Annotated in this window: 11 protein-coding genes and 1 pseudogene; 6 read left to right on the top strand and 6 right to left on the bottom strand. The window is 40.5% G+C overall.

All coding sequences use genetic code 11. The annotated features are described in order from the left end of the window. Positions 1–398: 398 nt before the first annotated feature. A complete protein-coding gene (gene thiC / locus EO92_RS08210; protein WP_048170762.1) occupies positions 399–1,685 on the bottom strand; it encodes a phosphomethylpyrimidine synthase ThiC in 1,287 nt (428 codons plus the stop codon). 513 nt (positions 1,686–2,198) lie between these two features. Between thiC and EO92_RS08205 the strand changes: the two genes are divergently transcribed. The 3 genes from EO92_RS08205 (at position 2,199) to EO92_RS08195 (ending at position 6,377) form a co-directional block, all read left to right on the top strand. After that, positions 2,199–4,700: a DNA topoisomerase gene (locus EO92_RS08205; RefSeq protein ID WP_048170755.1), complete on the top strand. Its 2,502-nt coding sequence runs from the start codon at positions 2,199–2,201 to the stop codon at positions 4,698–4,700. An 880-nt stretch (positions 4,701–5,580) separates the two neighbouring features. Further along, a complete protein-coding gene (locus EO92_RS08200; RefSeq protein WP_048137605.1) occupies positions 5,581–5,985 on the top strand; it encodes a pyridoxamine 5'-phosphate oxidase family protein in 405 nt (134 codons plus the stop codon). 179 nt (positions 5,986–6,164) lie between these two features. Continuing rightward, on the top strand, positions 6,165–6,377 hold the full coding sequence (locus EO92_RS08195; protein ID WP_048136213.1) for a hypothetical protein: 213 nt from the start codon (positions 6,165–6,167) through the stop codon (positions 6,375–6,377). 267 nt (positions 6,378–6,644) lie between these two features. On the opposite strand, the pseudogene EO92_RS17090 reads toward EO92_RS08195, so the two are convergent. From EO92_RS17090 to EO92_RS08185, 3 genes and pseudogenes are all read right to left on the bottom strand, one after another. Further along, positions 6,645–6,834: pseudogene (locus EO92_RS17090) on the bottom strand (hypothetical protein); the annotation flags it as partial. Between the two features lie 92 nt (positions 6,835–6,926). Next, positions 6,927–8,096: an ABC transporter permease gene (locus EO92_RS08190; protein WP_048170753.1), complete on the bottom strand. Its 1,170-nt coding sequence runs from the start codon at positions 8,094–8,096 to the stop codon at positions 6,927–6,929. A 157-nt stretch (positions 8,097–8,253) separates the two neighbouring features. Next, on the bottom strand, positions 8,254–9,405 hold the full coding sequence (locus tag EO92_RS08185; protein ID WP_048170751.1) for a hypothetical protein: 1,152 nt from the start codon (positions 9,403–9,405) through the stop codon (positions 8,254–8,256). A gap of 518 nt (positions 9,406–9,923) precedes the next feature. Here EO92_RS08185 and EO92_RS08180 point away from each other — a divergent pair. Continuing rightward, entirely contained in the window at positions 9,924–11,381 is a 1,458-nt protein-coding gene (locus EO92_RS08180; RefSeq protein ID WP_048170819.1) for a cobyric acid synthase, read from the top strand. Positions 11,382–12,400: 1,019 nt separating this feature from the next. Here EO92_RS08180 and EO92_RS08175 read toward each other — a convergent pair. Next, complete coding sequence (locus EO92_RS08175) at positions 12,401–13,021, bottom strand: hypothetical protein (protein WP_048170749.1); 621 nt, start codon at positions 13,019–13,021, stop codon at positions 12,401–12,403. 478 nt (positions 13,022–13,499) lie between these two features. Between EO92_RS08175 and EO92_RS08170 the strand changes: the two genes are divergently transcribed. After that, complete coding sequence (locus EO92_RS08170) at positions 13,500–16,259, top strand: tetratricopeptide repeat protein (protein WP_048170746.1); 2,760 nt, start codon at positions 13,500–13,502, stop codon at positions 16,257–16,259. 434 nt (positions 16,260–16,693) lie between these two features. Here EO92_RS08170 and EO92_RS08165 read toward each other — a convergent pair whose 3' ends face one another. Further along, positions 16,694–17,221 carry a CRISPR-associated endonuclease Cas1 gene (locus EO92_RS08165; protein ID WP_082107984.1) on the bottom strand — a complete coding sequence of 176 codons (528 nt, stop codon included), beginning with the start codon at positions 17,219–17,221 and terminating at the stop codon, positions 16,694–16,696. 994 nt (positions 17,222–18,215) lie between these two features. Here EO92_RS08165 and EO92_RS08160 point away from each other — a divergent pair. Next, the gene (locus tag EO92_RS08160) at positions 18,216–18,908 is read left to right on the top strand and encodes a hypothetical protein (protein ID WP_052734309.1); all 693 of its coding nucleotides are present in this window, start codon (positions 18,216–18,218) and stop codon (positions 18,906–18,908) included. Positions 18,909–19,228 lie beyond the last annotated feature (320 nt).

The following is a 19,228-nucleotide window of genomic DNA, read 5'->3' as shown; positions in this document are numbered from 1 at the left end:
TTTATCTTTTTTCTTTCGTCTTCTGTCTTTTTTTGCAGAGCCGCCAGACAAGCTGGCGGAGGCTCTTATATTTACCTGTGGATTAAATAACGTTTTTCAGGGTAGGAGGAAGTATTTTTCGGGCAAGGGAGACATTTCTTTTGAGTAATTGGTTTTTCTTAATACCAGCATGAATTCGACTGTTATTTCTTCTTACCCCGGGAGGCGGGCTTTAGTCCCAAAAGGCGCAGAAGAGAAAAATGAAAGTTTCATCTCCGGATGCCTGAATAATGCTAACCGACCAATAAAGAACCGCCAGTCCTTTTGAGAAAGAAGAAAAGAAATTAAAAGAAGAAAAGAAATTGAAAGAAGAAAAAGAATTGGAAAAAAAAGAAATGAAAGAATTCACTCTTCCATCTTCACTTTTCGTTCTTCTTTTCCTCGAAGGCTTCCTTTACAATCTTAACGGCACAGAGTTCGCCGCACATGGAACAGGCGTCGCTTTCCGTCTTTCGGGCGTCCCGGATTTTGCGGGCGCGGTCGCCGTCTATTGCAAGTTCGAACTGCTTTTCCCAGTCAAGGTCCCTGCGGGCATAGGCCATGGCTGTGTCCTGCTCCCAGGCGCGTTCCCTTGGGCCTTCTTTCAGGAGGTCGATAGTGTGGGCTGCAATCTTTGTTACGAGCAGGCCCTCTTTAATATCTTCGAGGGAGGGGAGGGCGAGGTGTTCGGAGGGAGTTACCATGCAGAGGAAGTCCGTGCCGTACATCCCGGCAACTGCGCCCCCGATTGCCCCGGTGATGTGATCAAAGCCAGGAGCGATATCGGTAACGAGGGGGCCGAGGAGGTAGAGGGGGGCTCCGTCGCAGAGCTCTTTCATACCCCTTACGCTGAGTTCAATCTCGTTTAAGGGGACGTGGCCCGGGCCTTCCACAAAGGTCTGGACATCGACTGCGCGGGCCCGCTTTACGAGCTCTCCGAGGGTGATGAACTCCATAAACTTGGGACGGTCGGAAGCATCAGCAATACAGCCCGGGCGCATGCCGTCTCCAAGGCTCAGGGTCATGTCATATTCTTTTGCGATTTCAAGGAGATAATCAAATTCGGCAAAGAAGGGGTTGTCTTCCCCGTTGTGCAGCATCCAGGCAAGGGTAAAAGAACCTCCGCGGCTGACCACGTTCATGATCCGGTCGCTCTGGCGCAGACGTTCGAGAGAATTTAAGTTGACTCCGGCATGCACGGTTACAAAGTCCACGCCCTGTTCTGCATGCTTTCTGACAGCGTTGAACATGTCGTCAGAGGTCATTTCCACGACAACTTTCTGGGAAGCTGCAGCCTGGTAGATCGGGACGGTCCCTACGGGGATGTTTACGGCTTTAAGGATACGGGTACGGATCTCATTCAGGTCCCCGCCTGTGGAGAGATCCATTACTGCATGAGCCCCGAAGGCTTCTGCAGCTATTGCTTTTTCGATTTCGGCATCGATGTCGATGCAGTCCCTTGATGTGCCTATGTTGGCATTGATTTTTGTGCTCATATATTTGCCAATCCCGACAGGGAGGGTTTCTCGCCTGTTATTTTTGGGGATGGCTATCAGCCCTTTTGCCACGCAGGAGCGGACAGTTTCGGGGTCGATTCCTTCGGCTTTTGCCACGGCTTCTATTGAGGGGGTGACGATTCCCTTTTTAGCGTCTTCCATCAGCGTCATTGTTACTCCGTATGATGAGGGGGAATGGGGGTAAGTATAAGAATATATCAGTTGTACAAAACGACCCAGCTATAATAATTAACTACACCGATTAATCTCTGTGACTATAACGATTAATCTCTATGGCCCGGGGTTGCAAAGTAGAACAAACGGTATACTGATATATAACTTTTCATTCTGCGGAAAGCCACCAATAATCTATAAATGGCGAAATATATAAATCATGTGCGGGTACATTACATGGATATCTAATCACGGATATCTAATGTACATATTGTGTTTTGATCTGTACATTACATTTGCACATTACATATGTGATGTGTATATTACGTGCACATTGCTTGTATATTACATGTTTGCCGCAAAAAGCAAAGAAAACTGCCTGCAGGAATTGTATTATAAAGAGTTGAGGTTTTACAGAAGTACTTATAAGCAAACTCTGTAAGAAAGAAACCCGAAGATCTTTCCACATTTCATCTTTTATCCGTATCACAGGAGTTCAGGTTTTTCATCATGACAGTTGTCGCATTTGCAGAAAAGAATAAGGCAGCGGCCCAGATTGCCAGTATTCTGGGCGAGGGGGAAGTAGATAAAATCTCAGTGGAAGGGCTGCCTGCTTACGAGTTCAAGTGGAAAGGGGAAGAATGGTTCGTGATGGGTTTATCCGGGCATATCATGAACTATGATTTTCCTGAAAAATATAACAAATGGAATGAGGTTGACCCCGGTGTACTCCTTGGAGTTTACCCTGAAAAGTTCGTGACCAGGGCAGAGTATGCAGCTGCAGTGAAAAACCTGGCAAAAAGGGCAGACAAAATTATCCTTGCATGCGACTACGACAGGGAAGGGGAAAACATAGGATTTGAGGCCAAGACCCTTTCAGAGGAGGTTACAAACGTGCCAATCTCAAGGGCACGTTTTTCGGCCCTTTCCCCAAAAGAAGTCAAGAAAGCTTTTGAAAACCCTGTAGACCCTGACTACAACATGGCAATGGCTGCGGAAGCCCGCCAGATCCTTGACCTGAAGATGGGGGCAGCTTTTACACGTTTTGTCACGCTTTCGGTCAGGGAAAAAGCAAGGACAAAAGACATCCTTTCAATAGGGCCGTGCCAGACACCCACCTGCGGTTTTGTTTATGAAAGGGAAAAGATCATCCGAGCTTTTGAGACAAAGGACTTCTGGAAGATTACTGCAATTTTCGCTGCAAAAGGAGGGGAATTTGAGGGTACCCACAGGGCAGGAAACATCCACGACAAAGAAAAGGCAGTTGAGATCTTCAAAAGGTTAAAGGGGGCAAAAGAAGGCCTTGTAGTAAAGAAGACGGTAAAGGAAGCAAAGACCAGCCCTCCAAACCCGCTTAACACCACAGAGTATCTGAAACGGGCTTCAAAGTTCCTGGGAATCAGCCCGGAAGCTGCCCTTGAAGTTGCAGAACAGCTCTACCTTGCAGGGTTTACGAGCTATCCGAGGACAGAGACCAATAAATACGCAGATGATTTTGATTTTAAGTCTCTGGTCTTTGATTTTGCAAGGCAGAACGAGTATAAGCCCTTTGCCGAGTCAATCCTCACAGCCCCGATAGTGCCGAAAAACGGGGAAAAGGACGCACATGACCACCCCCCTATCCACCCCATCCGGGCGGCTGCAAGGAGAGAAATAAGTGCTGCAGTAAACATCCCGCAGGCGGTAGAGGTCTATGACCTTATTGCAAGGCATTTCCTGGCAAACCTGATGCCTGCAGCTGTTTTTGAAAAGACTCACCTTCACCTGCAGGTTCAGGAAGAACCTTTCGACTCCTCAGGGACAGTGCTTAAAGATGCAGGCTGGCTCGAAGTTTATCCTTTTGAAAATAAAAAAGATAAGCTTCTCCCGTTTGTAGAGGAAAAAGAGAAAGTAGACATAAAAAAGCTGAGCAACACAAAGTCCAAAACCAGCCCCCCGAAGAAGTTGACCGAAGCCGAACTCCTTACCCTTATGGACAAGCACGGGATAGGAACAAAAGCAACAGCTCCGTCCCATATAGAAACAAACAAGAAGCGAGGGTATTTCGAGACTAAAGGAAAGACGGTCTCGATCCTTGATACAGGCTTTACCCTGATGGAAGGGCTCTCCCTGACTGTGCCGATCCTCGTCAGGCCAGACATCCGCTCAAAGATCGAAGCCCTGATCCAGGAAGTAGAAGACGGAAAAAAAGAGTTCGAAGCTGCTCTCGATGAAGGCACAACCCTGATAAAAGAGATGTATGCCCAGCTTGAAGCAAACAAAAAGGAGCTGACTTCAAGCATTGCAGGCACGATCAAGGACGAAGCCGCCCTTGAAGACAAGAAAAATTACATCGGGACCTGTAAGGCTTGCGGGCACGTGCTCAAGATTGTGCAGACGGACACGGGGCGTTTTGTAGGCTGCACAGGTTATCCTGACTGCAGAAACTCGTTCCCTCTGCCGAAAACGGGAGCATTCACAGTACTCAGGAGCAAAGAGTGCAAAAAGGAAGGAGCAGCCGTCCTGAAGGTAGGCAACAAATACAACTGGGCTGTTGGCATAGGGCCCTGCTTTAAATGCGAGCTTGAAAAGGAATGCTATCCCCCTGAGACCGTAGGGCCCTGCCCTCAATGTGACGGGAGCATGTTCCTGATCTCCTTTAAAGACAGCCGTTTCCTGGGCTGTACGAAGCGCTGCGGGTACACGCATTCGGCCCCGAAGACCGGAAAACTTACCCTGCTTGATAAAACCTGTCAGACCTGCGGCTGGAAACTGTTCAGGTTAAAAGAAGAAGGTGAAAGCCCGGAAGAAGATTTCTGCGTAAACCGGCGCTGCACGGAAGGCATAAAATACTGGAAAAAAACAGGCCCCAGAAATGAGTCCAGGGGTCAGGCAAAGGCTTCCGGGGATTCGGCATCAAGGCAGGAAGCAGGAAGTACTGCAAGAAGTACAGCAAGAACTACGGAAAGGCCGGCACCCGGTAGAGTTTCAAAACTACCTCCTGCTGCAGGCCGCAAGAAAGATGACAGGTGAAGGCCCGGTAAAGAAGAGACAAAAACTACGGAACCATGGAAGGCCTGGAGAACACGAAATAAAGAAAAAAATGGCACACCCGTTCCATGTCTTCTTCTTTTGTGCTGTATAAAGAAGTTAAATAACTTAAATATTCAAATACGCCCTGACAACAAGCCAGATAATAAACCATCCAATAGCTGATAGTAAATTATTCCTGAATTCTGTTTCCATGTATTTACAAATGTCATCACAATATTTAATTTTTTTTCTCTGTTTGAAAAATATTCAGCCATCTGTTAGTCTGAAAATAAAATGTTTAGTATTACTCAAAAGATATGTTATCATAACCTAAAGGCTGTTTTGCTTTGCAGGTTAATTTTGTATATGGAGACTTTTTTTAAAAAAATCAATGTTTATGAATATTTATGAAAATTAAACTATGAAAAATAATTTATTTGCTATTTTGGAGATATATTGTCGTGAGATTTAGGGCATATGTTAACCAGCTTTAAATCATATACATATTTTCATAATGTAGGAAAAACGCCATCATTAATAAGTCTCAAAATCTAATGTCGACCTGCAGAATGGAGGTAAAAAGGCTCAAGTTTAAGGGAAGTAAAAATTGCTGCTTTTGATCGTACCTTTTGAACCTGGTGAAACACCTGAATTAATTTATTTAAAAAATATACATTTTATATAATATATATTTTTAAAGAAGATAAGTATTCCGAGATTTCTTACCCAAATGTAAGATCATGTATGGTTTTGAGACAGCCTGTTAGACGGGTTTTTGCCCTAACAGGTCATTAAAATACACAAATAACTCCTCAGGTACAGAATTCTAACGCTTAAATATATAAATTTGTACTGCAAATCATCCTGATGGTGAAATATTATGGTAAAGTTAAATGAAGATATGAAAACTGCCTTTTCAAAAGTAAAGATCTTTCCTGTTGCCACAGCTTCAAAAGAGGGAGTTCCTAACGTAGTTCCTATAGGTTTCTGTCAGCTTGTAGATGATGAGACCATCTGGATTGCAGACAACTTCATGGTTAAATCCCTGGCAAACCTGGAAGAAAACCCAAATGTCGCAATCTATGTATGGGGACCGGAAACAGGCGGCTGCTTCCAGATAAAAGGAGAAGCTGCAATTATCAGTTCAGGCGAAAAATTCGATAAGATGAAAGCAATCGTGAATGCTGCAAAGCCAGGTCTTCCTGCAAAAACCCTCATAGAAGTCAGGATCAGCGACGTCTTCCAGTGTGCCCCCGGTCCTGCAGCTGGAAAGAAACTTCTGTGAAAGGAAAATATACCTGAAATAAAATGGTTTGATCAAAATACTCTTCATATAGGCACCCGGTCAAATAAGTACATTAGTCAACTACCCGCTAAATCTAAAGATTTAAGGGTTTCCTGCTGAGGTATTATGAGAAGTACTGGTGCAATATCTGAAGAATGTGAATAATCGGGGGCGAGGAAATGGTTGAAAATAAGGGGAATCCCCCTGTTTTTTGTGAAAAACTCTGTATTGTCTGCAAAGGAGCAAGATCAGGTAACAGTGTCTGCAAATCTATCCAGAACCTCGAACTGAAGATATTCGGGAAAAACGGCTGTATCTGGGGAGCTGCAAGGACGAAATATTACGGAGTTACTCCTGACAAAAAACTTCCTGAAAATTCAAAAAAGAAGTAAATGCAGAAGATCTGACCAGAAAAGATCAGGCAAAGGAATAATGGAAGAATGAGTTGAGGAAAGGCTGTAAATTACTTATTATTTCTTCATTGGTCATCGTTTAAGGATTTATTTCCTTCCCCTCGCACTCTTTTTTTGGATCAAATCCTTTCATTACTTATTCAAACAACTTTCATTTTTTATTCAAATCACTTCATTTTTTATTCAAATCAATTCATTTTTTATTTAAATCAATTCATTTCTTGTCCAAACCCATTCAGCTCTTATTCAAACCACTTCTGGTATTATCCAAACCCATTCATCTCTAAACTTTTCTCTGTTTACATGCAGATCCAATGCTTGACTTTCATATCCGCTCATTTTTCATATTAACACTCATTATAGTTTCAAAAGTTCTTTGAATTCCGCAGCTATGAAGAATTACTGTCAACAAATCTTATGCATTATCTGCAAATATTTGTACTCCAACATAACCTTCAGAATGTGCTCCAACGTAACCTCCGGAATGTACTCCAACGTAACCTCCGGAATTTTCACCTTGTGTTTTTTTCACCTTGTGCTTATTGCTTTTACAGGGTCCAGCTTCGCCGCCTGTCGCGCAGGATAAATTCCGGTAATCAGGTTCAGCAGGAAAACAGCGGCAATAATTAACACGATGTCCTGAGCGCGGACAACAATCGGAATAAAGGTAATACCCCCGTAGACATCTGAAGAAGCTGCCGGGATTTCATATCCGCCTATTGCAAGGGCTATAAGGACTCCTGCAAAAGTACCGACAAGGGCGCCCAGCAGGCCAAGAATCCCGCTCTGGAGAATGAAGATCTTCTGGATGCTTGAGACCGGGGCACCCATAGCGCGGAGCATGCCTATCTGGCCCGTTGCACCGATAACCGAAAGGTTCAGGGTACTGACCACGCCAAAAGAGGCTATGACAATAATAAGACCGTATATAACATTGTTTGAAGTGCTTTCGATAGCAATGGTACGGAGGATTGCAGGATTGGTCTCGGTCCAGCCTTTTGCCTTATAACCGGTTTTCCCGATCTCGGCTGCGATTTCCCGATCCGTATTAAAATCCCTGAGCCGGACTGAAATGCCATTAACCACATCCGGGACATCATAGAATTGCTGGGCAGTATCCAGGGAAGTATAGGTCAGAGACTCGTCCAGAGGGGAGCCAGTATGAAAAATCCCCACAATTCTAAGAGAAAGAGGATTTGCATTCGGAAAAGATACATCTACGGAATCGCCCAGATTAACTTCAAGTTTATCTGCCAGCCTTGAGCCGATAACCACTGTATTTCTTGAGAACTCGAGTTCCCGGAAACTGCCTTCAACAATATCTTCTTCAATCGAGCTGATTTCATTTTCCTTTAAAGGGACCACCCCTTTAAGCTCAGCATTGAGGGAATTGTCCTTGAACCGGAAAGAAGCCTGCCCCGTAAGGAAAGGAGAAACTGCAGTAACTCCTTCGATTGAACTGATCTCCTCCATGAGATTCCTGTAGAGATAGATGTGATCTTCACCTTCCTGCGGAGAGACCGAGACTTGAGGGAGTTTGTTTACGGTAGTGTCGTAAAGCTCCCCTGTAAAACCAACCATGAGAGCCTGGGAAACCGTGAGTACCATCACAGCAAGAGCTATTGCGCCTACCGAAAGGAGAGTCTGGAATTTTCTTGCCCGGATCTGCCTTAGGGCAATAAAGAGTTCATAGCGCATGGGATTCACGGCTTTTTTGGCTTTTTTAGCTGTTTTGAGCTTTTTTTGCTGTTTTGAGCTTTATTCGGATGTTGTTCAGGATTTTTTCCTGATTGGTACATCTGTGGTACATCTGTGGTACATCTGTGGTACATCTGTGCTTTTACACAAACGGGTTTTAATGCAGCTTTTTGAAAAGGGCGAAAATCATGGCAAGCCCTGCAACTCCGGCAGCAACCGAAAAGCCAGGGATGCCGTTTCCACCGTTTTCTCCCGGGGTTTCGTTCCCTGTGCCGGGGCTTACCTCACTTGCATTTGAGGGGGAAAGATCGGACTCAATAATGGTTTCCCTGCGTTCGATAACATCTCCATTGTTGCCGAAAAGTTCGATCTCAAGCCTGTAGACCCCTTCCGTGAGCCTTTCTTTCCAGGCAACCTCAACGGTCTCATCATCATCATTCAGCAGTACGGGGACTCTTTCCCGGACGGATTCAACAAACACGGAACTGCCAGATCCTGAGGTTCCCTGCAGTTCATATACGGAAAAAACCAGGCTTCCTTCAAAAGGCACCTGGGAACGCCCTAAAACAGTTGCACTTGCTCCGGTCTCATCTTGATAGATATCAGTAATCTCTGCATCGTCTCTGGCAGTGAAATTCTCTGCTGATGCAATAAAACCTCTACTGGGGGAATAGACCCGGACCTTCACCCTTCCCGTATATTCTTTATTGTTTTCGAGGAGTGTACCCCAGGATGCGGAAAAAGCTTCCGGGAAATTTGTCAGGGATGCCTTTTCAGTTTTTGTACTGTAAATGACATCGTGCCCATCTATAAGCATGTATTCGAGATCAAAAAGTGAAGCCTGGTTGGGGGAGAGCGCAACAGTGATCCCTTCGGAGTTGGGGACAAGGTCATCGACCTGAAGTCTGGAAGCGGAGTTGCTGCCGTAAACAAAACTAGATTCCGATTCTGAAAGCACCTTCCCCTGTTCCAGAAGCTTTGCCTTCAGGGTGTAAGCCCCGCGTTCGGCATTCCTGATCTCCCAGAAGCCGACTTTCATGACCATCGTATTCGCAGGAAAACTGCCAGTTGAAAATGCCTGTTCAGCAATGACCTCTTCATTCCCCCTTTCCGGCCTGAGCAGAGAGACCTCAAGGGTCAGGTTCTCCTCCGGCTGGCTTGAGTAGAGAGTTACATCAAAGGACTCGAGGTCGCTGTAGAGTTCGGCTATGCGGGCTGAACCTGTTCCATCGACCTGAGAGGCATCTGCTGCAGAGGCCGGGAGGACCGAAATAAGAAATAAAACAAGAAAGAAAAGCACGGCTTTCATGGTCTCTTTTCCCCGATTCAATAACAAAAAGATTGTTCTGATCTTATTTAAAAGAAATGCAGCCGGATAAACATATGGATTAACATATTATTCTCTCCAGCCCGCAAGTAGAAACAGAGAAAAACAGAAGCCTGAAATAACAGAGAAAAAATAAGAAGCCTGAAATAACAGAGAAAAAATAAGAAGCCTGAAATAACAGAGAAAAAAACCAGGAGCCAGAAATTTAGGGATAATCAACCGGTTAATAGGGGTCACAAAATAAAGATTAAAGGAAAGATGGTTGAGCAGATAAAAAATTTGAGAAATAAATAATTTTTTGAACTAAATAAACAAAACCTGCAGCGAATCCGAAAGTATTTATTCTTTAGTTGAAGTATAAGATGACAATTATTTAATTTAAGCAAGTTTACTTGATTTATCGCTTTGGGAACAAAAATCTCACTGTCGGTTTTAATGATATTTTTAGTTCCACCTGAATTATATAAAAAACACGTGTTCGACCAGAAGGTATGGTAAAAATGGAGAAGAAAAGCCTCTTAATCCTGGGAACCGCATCTCATGTTGGTAAAAGTTCAGTTGTGACTGCCATATGCAGGATCCTGTCCAGAAGCTACAGGGTTGCCCCCTTCAAGGCCCAGAACATGAGCCTGAATTCCTGGATCACAAAAGACGGAAAGGAAATCGGGATTGCACAGGCAATCCAGGCAAAAGCCGCAGGTGTAGAACCCACTGCGGACATGAACCCTGTCCTCCTGAAGCCAAAAGGGGACCGTGTTTCCCAGGTAATCCTGCTGGGCGAACCCTATGCTGACAAGAGTGCAGGCGAGTATTACGATTCCATTGAGGAGATGCATGCAGTCCTTAAAGGGGCTCTCGAAAGGCTCTGGAAAGAACACGACATCATTGTTATGGAAGGAGCCGGAGGGGCTGCAGAGATCAACCTCTATGAAAGGGATATCGTAAATATAGGTACTGCCAGGCTCACTCAGGCTCCCATAATCCTTGTGGGAGATATTGAAAGGGGAGGCGTGTTTGCAAGCCTTTACGGCACGGTTGCCCTTCTGCCCGAAGATGTAAAGAAGAACGTCAAAGGGTTAATAATCAATAAGTTCAGGGGAGACCCTGAAATCCTGAGGCCCGGACTTAAGCAGCTTGAGGAAAAAACCGGAATCCCGGTGCTCGGAGTCCTTCCCCATTTCAAGCTCCGCATCCCCTCAGAAGATTCGGTCTCACTCGGGGATAAAGAAGGTTCAAAGACAGAAAATGAAATTGAAATCGCAGTTATCCGCCTGCCCAGGATCTCTAATTTTACGGACTTCGAACCCCTTGAGGGACTTGTAAAAGTCCGTTACGTAGACATTGACGAAGAACTCGGGAACCCTGATGCGATCATGATCCCCGGCACGAAGAACACGGTCAATGACCTTCTCGACCTGAGGGCAAGCGGCATGGACAAAAAAATCCAGGCCTTCAAAGGAAAAATCCCAATCTTCGGGATCTGCGGCGGTTACCAGATGCTTGGCAGGACCATCTTTGACTCAGGAGTGGAAAACGGAGTCGAAGCCGAGTTTGAAGGCCTCAGCCTCCTGGATATAGGGACCAGATTCGGAGCCTATGAAAAGAGGACAGTCCAGGTAACAAAGAAAGTTAACGGCCACGGTCCCATCCTGAACCTCATAGATGGTGAAGATATTAAAGGTTACGAGATCCATATGGGAGTTACGGATTCAGCCCGCACCGTTTTCGGAGACGATGGAGCCATTGATGAAGATGGCCTGGTTATCGGCACATATCTTCACGGCCTCTTTGATAACGGGAATATAAGAAATGCCCTTGTTCAATATCTCTGCGAGAAAAAGGGGCTTGAGTACACGCCTGAAGAGGTCGTAAGCGAAAAAGACGCCTATGACGAACTCGCAAGTGTATTTGAGCAAAACATTGACATGGAAAAGTTCTACGAGATTTCAGGGGTCTGAAAATCTCCTTCCCCACAAAGATAAGAAATTACTGAAAACACGCTCAAACAGGTGCTGCTTATCCGCAGTACCTGAAAGCCTTCACACAGTTCCACCTGAAAAAGCTGGAGTTGAGGTATAATTCAAAATAGGTGTTGAGCGAGTTCCGGAAAGGATACTGGAATATCGAAACTGAAAAAAATGGTACCTGGGTTAAAGTATAATGCTCGCGGAGGCATAACTACTCTCCAGAACCCACTCAACGTTCAATAATTTTCTCGCTAACTATTTATTTATTAGGAAATGTTTCTACTTAATTGGAGTAAGGACGATATATAGTCCAATGTAGTTTCTGTAACTAATTTAAGGAGTATCTGTTTTTAACGCACAACCTAATTAGGGCTGGTTTAGAAGCAAAAATGAAAAAACTCTTGATATAGGAATATTAGCTTGATGGTGAGTTCTTGTCCTGAGAGAAGAATGGAGTTTTAAATTTGATTCTAAAGAGTTCAGGGTTCGAATCACGTCCCTCGCACTAAAAGGCTGGGATATATATAACAATAAAAAAGTATACGCTGTTTTGTGAGAATTTTGCACAACAGTTAATTTTTTAGATGTTGTTTAACTTAGATGTTGTTTAACTTGTTTGTTGTTTAACTTGGTTATTGTTTAACTTGGTTATTGTTTAACTCAAAAATACAAGTTATTTCTATAAATTTCTTCAATAAATATCCAGAATTTTTTGTGCATTACTGTAATATAATAACAGTATATGTTTTTTAAGTTGACTAACCCAAATTAATTTTTATTTTATGCATATATTTTGTAAAAAAGTATAATTTTTACGTAACTACAAAACATCAACAGTATAGTTTTCGAAAATACACTTTAAATTTCAATTCTAAATTTTAGAAAAATTTGAATGTTTATAAATTTTGGTGTTTTCATGTTTTGTTACATATGCTCTATTCCCAAAAGTTGCTTTGACCAAATTTTTTTAATTTTGAAATTTCATTTATAAAAGTGTTGAAAATTTAAATTTATTCAGTCCTGAAACGATATAGCCTCTTTGGTTCAATTATGTCAATATATACCCTATCTTTTGGCTGTAGTTCTGGATGTTTATGGAAAATACCTGTTATATGTGGCAACCTGTTTGCACCTTCTATGTGGGTTTCATATTCATAGTTTCCATCAATAAGCGTAAACATTTTATCTCTCTCTTTGTAATGGTCTCCTCTACAATTTGGCAACTTTGATGGGAAAAGATTTAGATATCTTGTTGGAATTGTTAAGTGTTTGCTGTTTACGTCAGTATTTGACAACTGTAATTCAATTGTCATAGGTTCCCATGAGCTTACATTGAAATCAGAAGTTTTTACACCAACCGACATTGGGTTTTTTAGAGTGTCCTCATTGTCCCATGTAAAGTCTTCTTCTTGGTTGACTAATGTGCCTTCTTTTTGCGCGTCTTCATTTTTGGTGATTTTTTCTTGAACGTCGATTGGTATCAGTTCCTTAAGACTATTTTCTATTTCCGTTATGCTTCTTTTGAGGGCAATTTCAACTATTTGACCCTTATCAAGGCCATATCTATTTTCCATTGCGCTCAACTTATGATCGTATTTTTCATCAATGTTTAAAATTACCCTTCTTCTCATATATGTTCACAAGAAACATGTTATCTGTTCTACTATTTAAATATACCTGTTAAATTATCATAAATATCAAAAAAAACATAAATATGTATTCTGTGTTTAATTATACTGATATTATATCCACCAAAAACGATTATATTAATTTTAAGTGTCCTAATGCTTTGATGCGTTTGTCTGGAACCTTGCTAACAGATTGATTATGAAGTTTCTCTAGGCCTATCTACTACCCAATACCAGACAATGGTATAACTTAAAGCTTAAAACTATGTTTTTGGATGAGCTCGTTCAAATTCCCATAGGATATAGAATAATTGAGTTTAGAAACGCATAGTATAAACGACTGGCAGAAATATTAACCAGTTTACAATAAAATAATCACACTAATATATTAAAGTTTTCTGAAATGTAATATAGATCAACTAATAATGTATCAGAAGTTTCTAAGTAAAAACGGGGATTAAGCTTGTGGAGATTTTTATAAATGGCACTTCATCCATCTGATTATTTTAGGAAGGAAAGGGTTTTTGTTGATCGCGAAACTTGCATTTATAATTTTAAAAACTTTATCCAAAACTATAATAATCAAGATTATAATGCTCTATTTTATTATGGTATAGCAGGCATTGGTAAAAGCAAGTTGCAACATAAGTTGCAAAATATACTGAACACGGAATATCCTGAAATGCTTTGGGTATCTATGGATTTGGAAAACGATACTCACAGAAATGTGAGTACTTTTTTAATAGCACTCAGGAACAAAATTCAGAAAAAACGCAATGTAAAGTTTTATAAGTTTAATTTGGCCCATGCCATATTCTCGAAAAAAAGTCGGCCTGATATCCCACTAAATAAAGAGACATACCCAATGCTTAAAGAAGATGGATTTTTTTACGATATACTAAATGCTCTTAATGAAACCGCATTTGGACCTTTTTTATCAATACCTGTGAAACAGATAGCTGACATTATAAACCATGCCCCTGGGAACATCAGAAGACATTTTGGAGAGCTACCTATAGACATTAAAAAACTTGAATCTATGGAAGCTCATGAAATCGAAAAGATATTGCCCGGTATTTTTGCTGCAGATTTTACAAGTAACTTTGGTACTAGTTCAAGAGCTTGTATTTTTATTGATACTTATGAAGCTATATGGAAAGACTGGCGGGGAATAGGGAGTTTCAGTGAAAAAGACAAATGGATACGAAAATGCCTAATTCCTAATATGCTAGGAGTTTCATGGGTAATATGTGGGAGAGAACAAATAAAATCATCATGGGTAGAAGATGAGCAAGACTGGGAAATGTGTATGAAAGAGTATCCTATAGAGGATCTGCCTGAAAAATATAGTGAACAATTCTTAAAAGAATGTGGTATAGAAGAGAAAGACATTCGAAATATAATAGTTAAAGCGAGTGAAGGAGTCCCATATTACCTTAATCTATCTGTTGATACCTATGAGCAAATCAGTAGAAGCAAAAAACCAGAAGCCAAGTACTTTACAGATACAAAGAAAGAGGTTTTTGACAAGTTTGTAAAATATCTGGACAATAATGATAAAAGAACTCTTTATATGCTCTCGGCTCCAAACTCATGGGATCGAAATCTATTCAAAATATTAATAGAAAAATTCAATCCAAATTATTCAATTTATGAATTTCAAGACTTGATTAAGTATTCTTTTATCAAAGAGGTTAAGGATGGGAATTTTTCACTCCACCAGCTAATGAGGAAAAGTCTTCAAGAACATCAAGATCCGACATATAGAAAAGAAGTCCATCTATTTTTACATAACTACTATAGTAACAAAATTAAAGACATCGATGTTAAATCAATCACCCAAGAACATGAAATAGCATTAATCGAAGCTTACTATCATGCAAAAGAAGCATTAAAATTCGCAGAATTAGGTGTATGGGTTATCAAATATATTGAACCATTTGACAAAGCAGGATATTGGAAAACCATCGATCCAATTTATGAAGATTTTGTAGAAGCATTTAAAGAAAAATCCGGACCTGAAAATATTTACTTTGGAGTTTTTTTAAGAAGGCTAGCCTTTATAAAAGAAGATATAGGTAGATATAATGAGGCAATTACTTATTACCAACAAGTTTTAAAAATATTTGAAAAAAATATGGGTAAAAAAGTCTTGGAGAATAATAACCTTGCAGTTGACAATCATTCAATTGCAATGGTAACTAACGATTTAGCAAACTGTTATCTGAGTATTGGGATGTATGAAAAAGCACTTACATTGCAACAAAATTCCTTGAAAATGATTCAAAATATAGTTAATGAAGATCCTCTTTATATTGCACTTCTGCAACAAAATATAGCGCTAACTTATCAGTACTTAGGTCGGTACAGCAAAGCAAAGGAGCTATGCCAAGAAGCTCTAACTGTCCGAGAAACTCTTTTGGGGAAAGAAGATCTCGAAGTTGCTATAACAGTAGAAAATTTAGCAGTGATTCATCAGCAACTAGGTAATTATAAAGAAGCCTTTGCCCTTGCTCAAAGAGCACTTAATATAAGAGAAAAAAAGCTTGGTCCTAAACATCCCATAGTTGCAAAAAATCTGTCTAGTTTAGGAGTACTCTGTACTATAATGGACAACCTTGAAGGGGCATTGAAATACAATCAAAGGGCAGTTGAAATTGCAGAAGAAAAATTTGAGGGAGATCACATAGCATTTGCACAAACATTATCCAACTTAGGAGCTACTTATCAATATATGCTTAGGTACGATGATGCATTAGAGGCTTATCAACGAGCCTTACAAATAACTGAACGCAGTTTGGGATTGGATAGCTCGATTCTTGTGAACACATTAAATAACATAGCAGAGACATATCGAAAAATGGAAAATTACGATGAAGCACTAGAATTTTATCAAAGAGCCTTAAATATAGCTAGAAATCATCTGGGAGAAGAGCACCCCACAGTTGCATTAATTATGAACAACCTCGGAAGGCTCTATATAGATACAAAAGAATTTGATAAAGCCCACCCACTTTGCCAACAAGCACTTGATATTCGCGGGAAAACTCTAGGAACTGATCACGTTGATTTCGCAATAACATCGTTGGATCTCGGAATTATTTACGGATGCGTTGGAAGGCGTGATTACGCTTTACCCTTGTCAGAACACTCTCTAAGTATATTCGAACAAAAATTAGGTTCTGATCATAGATATACCAAGCAGGCTAAACTAGTAGTTGATACTCTTAAAGGGATCTAAATAAAAGATCCTTATTTCGCTTTTTTTAAATATGATTAAGTGAAAATCTTTTTTCATGTGTTTCTTTGCAACATGTGCATATTCTGCTTTCAAGCAATCACAAAATTTTAGTCATAGTTTTTTTTTGTTTCTTTACTCTCTATTAGCATATTTATTTAGTTGTTTAACTTGATTGTTTAATGTTGTTTAACTCAAAACTGGATTGTGAATTTTATGCATTCTTCTACTTATAAAGAAAATAATTTTAGGTTCAAGATTCTTGTAAAGTATTTAAAAATTTTTGAAAAAAGGTTTAGAAAGTTTAAAAACATTTTGTAAAAAAAACTCAGTTTTTTTTCGTTTTTTAACCCTTAATCCTAAAACTTAACCCCAAAATCTAAAATCTACCTCTCTATCCTTAAAACTTGCCCCCAAAAACTTAAAAATTAAATTTCTTAAACCCTAATCTGCCCCCCAGAAACTAAGTTTTCCCAAGCCTTAACCCTCTCTAAAACATGGCTGTTAAGGGTAAAAGGTTTATCACTTTTTGCATTCTGCTTCATGTAATGCAAAGTACCTTTGGAAAACCCTAGTTTTTTCCAATCAACATAAGAAATATTGAGAATTTTTTGTCTGATTTCTTGAGAATCAATTCTCTCAATTTCATACTCAGGCTTAACAAAGTCCAGTTTTTCCTTTTTGCTGGTAAGATAGTGGGCTAATTCCCTTACCTTCAAAAAGATAACATAACTCCAGGTACTTTCTTTTCCCTGGTAACTTACTTTTTTATTTACCATACTTGAAAACTCATTAACAATCTTCCTGGCTCCTGTAGGCTTAAGCCTGAGATTGTAATTTTCTGTCCTGATGAAATCCTTATTTTCCAGAGTTTTATTTTCAATCAGGCTGATAACTGCCAGATCCACAAGGAACCTGAAAGGCTCCTGAAAGTCATACGCTAAACTGTGTTTGCTTGGGGTCATTTCATGAAAAATCTATCCGCAAAAGCCGCGCTGAATCAATTATAGGGGTTTGAGGTTCCAGCCAGTGATGATGTGAATGTCCGGTCCGGCAGTGGCGGTAAGGATAAAGTCAAAAACAATTTCAAAAGAAAAAAAGTACAGCCTGAAATAAATTAAGGTCGCCTGTTAGAAGTTTTTGATGAGGTATGTAGCTTCTGTTTTTGTATGTACTGAGAGTAATAGACAGAAGAAACCAGGAGTTATGCAGTCCGAAAAAAGAAATATTACAATGCTTTTTGAAAGCCTGTGCCTGAAAAAAGGGTGTTGAGCGGTTAGGGGGTTAGAATACGGGGAGTATTTTTGAAAGAAAATTTGATACCATTTGGGGGCTTGGTATGCTTACTCGTAGAGGGCGATAATTCCCAGAAGGGGAACCACTCAACAGTACCTATTTTTGCTGCTAAGTATTTATGCCTTATGAATTAATCATACTGAACTAAGATCACTAAACTCAGACTTCAAAAATCCATAACTATCATTAAATAAATTGAATCTTCTTCACAAAAACCCTGGAAAAATGGAGAAGAATATCTAAAAATTTAATATATGAAAACCGGCTGAATACAACAATTCCTTCAATCCCTTATTTTTACTTCGATTTCAAGAACCGCGGTTGTTTCCCTTCTGATTTCTACCTGATCTATAAGAATATCACAGGTAAGAGTCTCACTGGTCAGGCTTTACATGATTTACCTGGCCCCGGGTTCTATAGAAAAAGCTCCAGGAATTTTATCCGGTTTTCCCTTCTGTATTAACACAATGTCAAAACAAAATAGTCTAAAGTTTTAAAGAGTGTTACTCGCAGTTCAGTGTAAGCAAAAATTTTAAAACTAATGAAGTGTGATCTAATAATAAAAATGCTTTTCAAAGATAATTATGAGGAATCCCAACTCATAAAATATTATTGATTATGTCTGCATGAAGAGCCAGGCAAACATTAATTGGAGGATTTATATTGAAATACGCATTTCAGAGGAAGAACCTCATTATGATAATCTTGTTTTGTGCAACCGCAGGAATCTTAATAGCACCTGCATCTGCAGATATTACAAGTTGGAGCCTATCTTCGGAAAATCCCAGTGTAGGAGACATTATAAAGATCTCCGGAGAGGCAGGATCTAAAGAAATAATTGAAGTATCCATTTTGCATGAAGAACTTGTTCCGGTTTCAGGAAAAAATTACATTTATCAGATAAACAATCTGAAGATTCCCCCGGCTGTACGTGGAGGAAAAAGTTTCTTTAGTGTCAACGCAAGTGGAGAAAATGACTGCATTGAAGTAAAGGACATCAATGTAAGGGTAAAGAAGGGGAAATGGTTCTCCAGGCATGCTGATGCCTCAGAAGGTGTTGCGGAAATTTCCCAGTCGAAAGTGCCTTCCTGGATGAACTATTTCGTGAAAATCGATGGAAATGTCAAAGGGAATCCAAAGGGCAATGTCAGTCTTGTGTTCGAGTCCAGATACGAAGCTGCAAAAGCTGACAAGAAAGGGAATTTCAAATTCAGTTATGATACAAAATCCCTTCCCTCGGGCAACTACACAATAACTATAAAGAACACCATCGATGGAATCGACAATCAGGGGGAGTTCTACCTCAGCCCCGCAGAAGACTCCGTGGGAAAAAAGAAGCAGGGAAAATGCCTTTAAGCAGGTTATTTAACCCCCGCTTTGAGTAATTCGGCACTTGCAGGAAACGGACAGCAGGAAAGAGGAATAAGGAAAGAAAATCAGAAAAGAGGAAATTTGACTCCATAGAACCAGAAATAATTCTAAGGAGCCATTCTTTCACACCTTTCATCTGCTGCAAATTCATATTCTGTATTTTTATTACATCGGGAGTGCGGAGGGTCACGAATACCCCGCCCTTAACAGGCTGTCCTACAATTACTGGTAGTAATAATATAATAATCGTCTGTTGTTAAACTGGAACTTTTCAACTTTATTAAATTTGCATTCTATTCATTATT

The organism is Methanosarcina sp. 2.H.A.1B.4, assembly GCF_000979385.1.
Lineage (GTDB): Archaea > Halobacteriota > Methanosarcinia > Methanosarcinales > Methanosarcinaceae > Methanosarcina.
Note: the sequence above shows the minus strand (reverse complement) of the source record. Positions and strands in the feature narration are given on the sequence as shown.